Annotated in this window: 8 protein-coding genes; 2 read left to right on the top strand and 6 right to left on the bottom strand. The window is 67.5% G+C overall.

The annotated features are described in order from the left end of the window. Nucleotides 1-274 precede the first annotated feature (274 nt). Genes ACKN61_RS18875 through ACKN61_RS18865 form a run of 3 tightly spaced genes read right to left on the bottom strand, consistent with a single transcriptional unit; the run spans nucleotide 275 to nucleotide 1,757 of the window. On the bottom strand, nucleotides 275-769 hold the full coding sequence (locus ACKN61_RS18875; RefSeq protein WP_408950778.1) for a DUF3106 domain-containing protein: 495 nt from the start codon (nucleotides 767-769) through the stop codon (nucleotides 275-277). 5 nt (nucleotides 770-774) lie between these two features. Then, entirely contained in the window at nucleotides 775-1,206 is a 432-nt protein-coding gene (locus tag ACKN61_RS18870) for a hypothetical protein (RefSeq protein ID WP_408950777.1), read from the bottom strand. Next, nucleotides 1,203-1,757 (bottom strand): RNA polymerase sigma factor, encoded by a 555-nt coding sequence (locus ACKN61_RS18865; protein WP_051885452.1) that lies wholly within the window; start codon nucleotides 1,755-1,757, stop codon nucleotides 1,203-1,205. Before ACKN61_RS18865 ends, ACKN61_RS18870 begins: the two co-directional genes overlap by 4 nt. Before the next feature lie 265 nt (nucleotides 1,758-2,022). Here ACKN61_RS18865 and ACKN61_RS18860 point away from each other — a divergent pair, with 265 nt between their 5' ends. Continuing rightward, a complete protein-coding gene (locus ACKN61_RS18860) occupies nucleotides 2,023-2,328 on the top strand; it encodes an NAD(P) transhydrogenase subunit alpha (RefSeq protein ID WP_031374252.1) in 306 nt (101 codons plus the stop codon). A gap of 127 nt (nucleotides 2,329-2,455) precedes the next feature. Then, on the top strand, nucleotides 2,456-3,889 hold the full coding sequence (locus tag ACKN61_RS18855; RefSeq protein WP_408950776.1) for an NAD(P)(+) transhydrogenase (Re/Si-specific) subunit beta: 1,434 nt from the start codon (nucleotides 2,456-2,458) through the stop codon (nucleotides 3,887-3,889). Nucleotides 3,890-4,749: 860 nt separating this feature from the next. On the opposite strand, the gene ACKN61_RS18850 is transcribed toward ACKN61_RS18855, so the two are convergent. The 3 genes from ACKN61_RS18850 to ACKN61_RS18840 all read right to left on the bottom strand — a co-directional run bounded on the left by ACKN61_RS18850 (nucleotide 4,750) and on the right by ACKN61_RS18840 (nucleotide 6,872). Further along, nucleotides 4,750-5,364, bottom strand: coding sequence for a cytochrome P460 family protein (locus ACKN61_RS18850; RefSeq protein WP_408950775.1), 615 nt, complete (start codon nucleotides 5,362-5,364; stop codon nucleotides 4,750-4,752). Next, entirely contained in the window at nucleotides 5,354-5,860 is a 507-nt protein-coding gene (locus ACKN61_RS18845; RefSeq protein WP_408950774.1) for a hypothetical protein, read from the bottom strand. Before ACKN61_RS18845 ends, ACKN61_RS18850 begins: the two co-directional genes overlap by 11 nt. A gap of 112 nt (nucleotides 5,861-5,972) precedes the next feature. Continuing rightward, nucleotides 5,973-6,872 (bottom strand): helix-turn-helix domain-containing protein, encoded by a 900-nt coding sequence (locus ACKN61_RS18840; protein ID WP_408950773.1) that lies wholly within the window; start codon nucleotides 6,870-6,872, stop codon nucleotides 5,973-5,975. Between the last annotated feature and the right edge of the window lie 99 nt (nucleotides 6,873-6,971).

The following is a 6,971-nucleotide window of genomic DNA, read 5'->3' as shown; positions in this document are numbered from 1 at the left end:
GGACTTTTGAGCTTAGCAAAAGAAAGTAACCCGGCCGCGTCAGCGGACGGAAGCTTTGCGGTTGCTTGAGAGATACGACGCAAGACCGTCATAGCGCGGTCGCGACTTACGTCGCTCCTACATGAGGCTATGGAACGCAGCGAAGCGAGATTGAGGGCGCGCGGTCGCGGCTTGTGACCGAAGGAAATCCAGTAGGACGCCGCTCCTACCCAAAAAGCGGTACGGCGTCGCCGTCAACAGCCTGGCGTTAAAAACGTCTCGGCGCGCCGCACCCTCAATCGCGCGGCGGATGCGGCCGGTCCGGCTTCGGCGGCGCCGGGTTGGCCTGGGCCCAGGCGCGGCGCTGTTCCGGGGTCATCGCGCGCCACTTGGTCATGAGGGCGCGCCGGCCCTCGTCGTCGAGGCCGCGCATCTTCGCGTACAGGGCGCGCATCTGGCCGCGATCCTCCGGGCTCATGTGCTCCCAGCGCTTCATGCCGCGGCGCGCGTTCTTGCGCTCTTCCGGGGTCATCTGCTGCCAGCGGCGGGCGTGCTCGAACATGCGCTGGCGCTCGTCGGGCGAGTTGTTCCAGCGGTCGCGCATCGGTGCGATCAGTTGCTCGCGCTGAGCCTGGGTCAGTTGCTCCCAGGCCGGCAGCGACGCGTTCGCGCGGCCGGCGGCCGGCGGATCGCCGGCGAAGGCCGGGGCGGCAGCGAACAGGGCCAGGGCGGCGAGGACCAAGCCGAAGTAACGGCTCATGAAGGTGCGGCTCGGGAAGGTGTGGCGCATGGCGCTTACTCCGAAGGATTCGGCAAGGCGTCGCCGTTGGACGCCAGCCACAGGTAAAGGTCGGGATTCTCGTCGAGCGCGGCGACCGCGGTGTCGGGGTCGTAGGCCGCGTCGACCGCCGCGGCGCTGGCCACGGCCGGCGCCGATTCGGGCACGGCCGGCGCACCGCCGTTGCCGCCGACGAATTGCAGGCCCAGGACGAGCGCGAACGCGGCCACGCCGCCGCTGGCCAGGGCCCAGCCGAGCACGCCGGAGCGGCGCGCCGGCGCGGCCGCGGCCTCGCTGCGGATCGTGCGCAGGCGCGCGCGGGTCTGCGGGGTGACCTGCTCGACGGCACGTGCGTGCAGGGCGCGCATGGCCTGATCGAAGCGCTGGTCGCGGTCCGCGGCAGGGTGAAGCTGAGGGCCCGGTCCGGGCCGTTCGTTCGGGGTCGTCATCGCCATTCCTCCAATTGCCGCTGCAGGGCTTCGCGCGCGCGCGACAGATGGGTTTTCACCGCGCCTTCGCTGCAACCCATCGCCCGCGCGGTCGTGGCGACGTCGAGTTCTTCCAGGATCCGCAGGCTGAAGGCCTCGCGTTGCCTGCGCGGCAGCTTGGCCAGCGCATCGCTCAGACGCGCATAGGCTTCGCGGCCGTCGTGGGTGCGCTGCGGGTCGGGGCCGTCGTCGGCCCAGTCCAGCGGCGCGTCGTCTTCGCGCGGGGCCGGCGCCAGCCAGCGCAGGCGGAAGGTCCGCCGGCGCTGGATGTCGACGATCCGGCTGCGCAGGATGCTCCAGAACAGCGGGGTCCATTCCGGCGCCGGGCGCTCGCGATAGGCCAGCATCTTCATCATCGCGTCCTGGACCGCGTCGAGTGCGTCCTCGCGGTGGCGCAGGCCGAGCTCGGCGAAGCGGAACGCCCGCGTGCCCAGGCCGGCCAGGAAGGCCTCGATGGTCGCCGGCAGGCGCACGGTCGGCTCCGGCGGCCCGTCTTCGGGCAGCGGCGGCATGTCCTGGACCCGCGGATCGGCATCGATGCTCACGGTCTCCAGCATACGGGCGCCTGGCGGTTGCAGCACCTGGACGGCTCCTTAGTGTGCTGCGGCCGGGGGGCGCGCGCTGCGGTCGGGCGGGGTCGGCATGGGGATTCCTGTGCGGTGGAATGTGCACCGTCTACGGAATCTGACAACGCCCCGGCATCGGATCGGTTGACAACGCTGGCGCCGCATTCACGGCCGGTTATGATGCGGCAGACATCGCATGGGGAAAGAACGGATGAGCGACGGGTTCGTGGCGCTGTACATCTTCATGCTGGCGGGTATCGCCGGCCACGTCATCATCTCGCGGGTGCCGGTGATCCTGCACACACCGCTGATGTCGGGTTCCAACTTCATCCACGGCATCGTTCTGATCGGCGCGATCATCGTGCTGGGGCATGCCGAGACCACCCTGGAGAAAGCCATCGGCTTCGTCGCCGTGCTGCTCGGCGCCGGCAACGCCGCCGGCGGCTACGTGGTGACCGAACGCATGCTGGAGATGTTCAAGTCCAGCAAGAAGCCGGCCGGCAAGGGAGGCGCCTGATGGTCCTCGTCATTCCGGCCGGGCCGCAGCGCCGGCCGTCGTTTCCGTTTTCCTCGTCGCCGGGCACGCGCTGCCGGGCCGGGTGCTGCCGTTCCGGCAATGGTCGTTTCATGAAGCGGGCGGTCCGATGAACCTGATGCTGATCCTGGTCAAGTGCAGTTACCTCGTCGCCGCCACCCTGTTCCTGCTGGGCCTGCAGCGCATGGCCTCGCCGGTCACCGCGCGCAGCGGCATCCGCTGGGCCGGCGCGGGCATGGTCATCGCGACCGTGGCGACCTTCTTCCAGCCCGACCTGCACAACATCGGCCTGATCCTGCTCGCGGTCGGCATCGGCACGGCGTTGGCCTGGGTCTCGGGCAAGAAGGTCGCGATTACCGACATGCCGCAGATGGTCGCGCTGTACAACGGCATGGGCGGCGGCTCGGCGGCGGCGATCGGCGCGGTGGAACTGTTGCGCTTGTCGGCGCGCCTGCCGGCCGATCCCTTGCAGGCGCAGATCGAGCGCGGCGTCATCGACATGCAGACGCCGAACATCGCCCTGGTGCTGGCGGTCGTCGGCGCGGCGATCGGCGCGGTGTCGCTGTCGGGTTCGGTGATCGCCTGGGCCAAGCTCGACGGGCGCCTGGACAAGCGCGTGGTGTTCCCCGGCCAGCAGATTTTCAACGGACTGGTGGCGCTGGCGATGGTCGTGCTCGGCATCGCCGCGGTCATGACTCTCAACGTGCCGGTGATCATCGCCTTCTTCGTCGTCGCCTTGCTGCTCGGCGTGCTGATGACGCTGCCGATCGGCGGCGCCGACATGCCGGTGGTGATCTCGCTGTATAACGCCTTCACCGGCCTGGCCGTGGCCTTCGAGGGTTACGTGCTCGGCAACGAAGCGCTGATCATTGCCGGCACCATGGTCGGCGCGGCCGGCATGTTGCTGACGCGCTTGATGGCCAAGGCGATGAACCGCCCGATCAGCGGCGTGTTGTTCTCCAACTTCGGCGGCGGTGGCCAAGCGCAGGAAATCAGCGGCACCCAGAAGCCGATCGAAGCCGGCGACGTCGCCGCGATGATGGCCTTCGCCGAACGCGTGGTGATCGTGCCAGGCTATGGCCTGGCGGTGGCGCAGGCGCAGCACAAGATCTGGGAACTGACCCAGAAGCTGACCGAGCGCGGGGTCAAGGTGAAGTTCGCGATCCATCCGGTTGCCGGGCGCATGCCGGGCCACATGAACGTGCTGCTGGCCGAGGCCGGCGTGCCTTACGACATGATCGCCGACATGGACGACATCAACCCCGAGTTCGCCAACACCGACGTGTCGTTGGTGATCGGCGCCAACGACGTGGTGAACCCGGTCGCCAAGACCGACCCGTCCTCGCCGATCTACGGCATGCCGATCCTCGACGTGGTCAATTCCAAGAACACCATCGTGATCAAGCGCGGCAAGGGCACGGGTTTTGCGGGTATCGAGAACGCGCTGTTCTATGCGGACAACACCCGCATGCTGTACGGCGACGGTGCGGAGATGGCCAGCGCGTTGGTCTCGGAGCTGAAGGCGCTCGACGGGGGGCATTGAGCCCGCCGGCACGGGCGTACGCGGTGGCCGCGAGGGTCACGTGGAGCGGCTGTGCTGAGACTTTGATCAGCTCTTCAGCTTTCAGCTTTTCAGCTCTTTCGCTCTTTGCTTTGCCGGTCAAGCGTAGACCCTGAGGGCGGCGCACAGGACGTGCGCCGTTTTTCGATAGGACAAGGATGTCCTATCGAAAAATCCCGGCGCTAGCTACGCACTCGTGGCCTGTGCCCTTGCAAGGAGAGCCCTTTTCTTTGGTTACCTTTGACCGAAGGGAATCCAGACGGACTTTTGAGCTTAGCAAAAGAAAGTAACCCGGCCGCGTCAGCGGACGGAAGCTCCGCTCTTGCTGAAGAAGGGAATATCGCGAATCGATCCCCTGTAGGAGCGACGTAAGTCGCGACCGCGATCTCTCAATTTCGCGCTGAGACGAGCCGCAGCCCGTCAGGGTAGGAGCGGCGCAAGCCGCGACCACGCTGTTTCGGTCTCGCGACGCTTCGCTCAAGCAAGATCAAGATCAAACGCCAAAAGCTTCCGCCACTAAAGCGGCGGGTTACTTTCTTTTGTCTAAAGCAACAAAAGAAAGGTAACCAAAGAAAAATGCCTTTCTTTGAATCACAGGCCCGCACGTTCGATGCATCCGCGGGGATTTTTCATACGGGACATCCCTGTCCCGATGAAAAACGGCGCGCATCCTTGCGCGCCGCCCTTCGGGTCTTCTTTAGCCTTCACGAGTGCGGGACGACGCACAGCAACAGCAATAGCGACAGCCAAAGCTCAAGCCAAGGTCGACGCCATGATCAGCGTGCTGAAGCCAAGGCCGAACTGGCGAGCGGTCACGGCACCGGACTGAAGCCGCGCTGCTGTCAGTCTTGTTGCGCCGGCGCAGGCTCCAGCGCCGAATCCTCGCGCCAGCGGCTGAACACCTGGTCATTGTCTTTCTGGCTGGCATGGCAGGCGGCGCAACCGTCGCGCTGCGCCGTGCGCAGGCGGTCGCGGCGTTCGCCGGCGGCGAATTCGGCATAGCCCCAGCCGCCGGTGGCGGCGAAGCGAGCGCTGTCCTTGACCATCACGTCGATATGCCGGCGAGGGCCCTGGTCGATGGTGGCGTCGCCTTTGTCGGTAGCCTCGAACAGGTCGTAGACCAGCACCGAGCCGTCGGCAAAACGCCCGCTGCGGTAGCCGTCGAGCGCGGTGGCGTTGGCGTAGATGTGGTGCAACCCGCCGAAGCGTGCGTAGGCGGCATGGCCGGGGTTGATCAGGCCGCTCTTGATGTGGGTCCAGCGCGAATAGCCGACCGGGAAGGGCAGCGTCTGCGTGTCGGCCGCCGCCGTCGCCGCGGCGGCTGTGGCGGCTGTGGCGGCGTTGCGCGGATCGGCCTCGGCGAATCCGCCGGCGGCCAGCACGCCGCTCGCCACGACCAATGCGCCGGCGGCGATCGACAGCGCCGCGCGGCCCGGACGCCAGGCTTCAGCGGCCACGTGCGATGCCGCTGGGTCGCAAGGCATGACCCACGCACCAGGCGATCGGCCAGGCGACGAAGCACACGTGCACCAGGATGCTCAGCACGCTCCACAGCACGTCCTTCGGGATGCCGCCGCCACCGGCGCGCGACAGCGGCACGACGATGAAATTCATCGCCACGAACAGCCACAGGCCGTACAGGGTCGCCGACAGCCACGGCCGCCGCAGCATCCAGGCCAGTTTGATCGCCGCGTAGGCGTACACCGCGGCCATGATCAGAGCGATTAGATAGTGCAGGGCGAGCCCGAGCGCGGCGGTCGAAGCGCCGCCGGCCAGTGCGGCTTCGCGCCCGATCAGGCCGGAGGCGACGCTGTGCAGGATGCGTTGCGCCGGCACGCCGGCGGTGATGCCCCAGTAGCTGATGGCGTAGGCGATGTCGAGCGTCGCTGCGATCAGGCCGCCGATCACGGTCCATAGCGGCAGCGATCGTGCACTGCGGTTGACATAGGTCATTGCGGAGGTCCTGGAGAAAGCAGCGAGGAAGAGCAGCGAGGACGTGCAGCGAAGCGGTGCGGTGAAGCGTAGCGAGAGGTGCGGTGCAACATCGAAGCCGCTGCGCCGCGTTTCAGGCGGCGCAGGTGGCCGCGCGCACGAGCTGCCGGTCGAGGCGCCGTGCCTGGGTGGCGGTAAGGCCGAACGAATTCTTGAACGCGCGGCAGAACGCGCTCTGGCTCTCGAAACCCAGGGCCTCGGTGATCTCGCACACCGGCATGCGGGTTTCGCGGACCATGCGCCAGGCGCGGTCCGAACGCAGGCGCGAAGCGAATTCGGTCGGCGTCTCGTCGAACACTTCGCGGTAGATCCGGATCAAGTGGCAGGGCGAGTAGTTGGCGCTACGCGCAAGCCGGTTGAGATCGAGGCGGATCTCCGGGTGGCGCCGGATCAGGTGCTGCACGCGTAGCAGCCGCAGCAAGGTCTGCTGGCGTCGGCGCTGGGTGCGGCCGCTGCAACGCGGCAGCCGCGTTTGCAGATCGCGCTGCTGATCGATCAACAAGGTGCACAGGGTCCGCAACAGGGCGTCGCCGTTGTCGCCCAGCGTGCCCAGCGTGGCCGATTGAGCGGCCAGCCGCGCCAGTCGCACCATCAAGCGTTGCGCATCGCGCGGCGCCGGGCCTTCCCAGGGGAACAGTTCCTCGCTGGTGTTGTCGGCGCCGGTCTGCAGATAGCCGCGCCAGGCGGTGTCCGGGCCGCACAGGCACAGCCACCAGCACGGCAGGCGCGCACTGGTGCGCAGGCGGCCGTCGCGCCAGATCTGCAGGTGGCCGGGCTCCAGTTCCCACATGCTGTCGGCGGCTTCCAGGCGCAGCGGTCCGCGCAGAGGCAGCCACAACGACAGCCAGCCGGCCGGCAGGTCGAGCTGGACGGCGCGTCCGGAGGCCCGGACCAGGTGCAGGGTCGGCCGTGCGGCCGACTGCGAAAGATCGAGATGCTCGGCAAAATGAATCCGGTGATGTTGCAAGTTCATGCGACCCTCGTCCGGGAGGCGTGGCGGGCAGGCGCCACGTTCGTTGGCTCCTAAGCTAGCCATCCTGGGCCGTCATCTGGAGGGCCAATAATCCCGGCT

Origin of the sequence: Lysobacter sp. Hz25 (genome assembly GCF_046097045.1) — a bacterium.
In the GTDB taxonomy this organism is placed as follows: domain Bacteria; phylum Pseudomonadota; class Gammaproteobacteria; order Xanthomonadales; family Xanthomonadaceae; genus Lysobacter; species Lysobacter antibioticus_B.
Note: the sequence above shows the minus strand (reverse complement) of the source record. Positions and strands in the feature narration are given on the sequence as shown.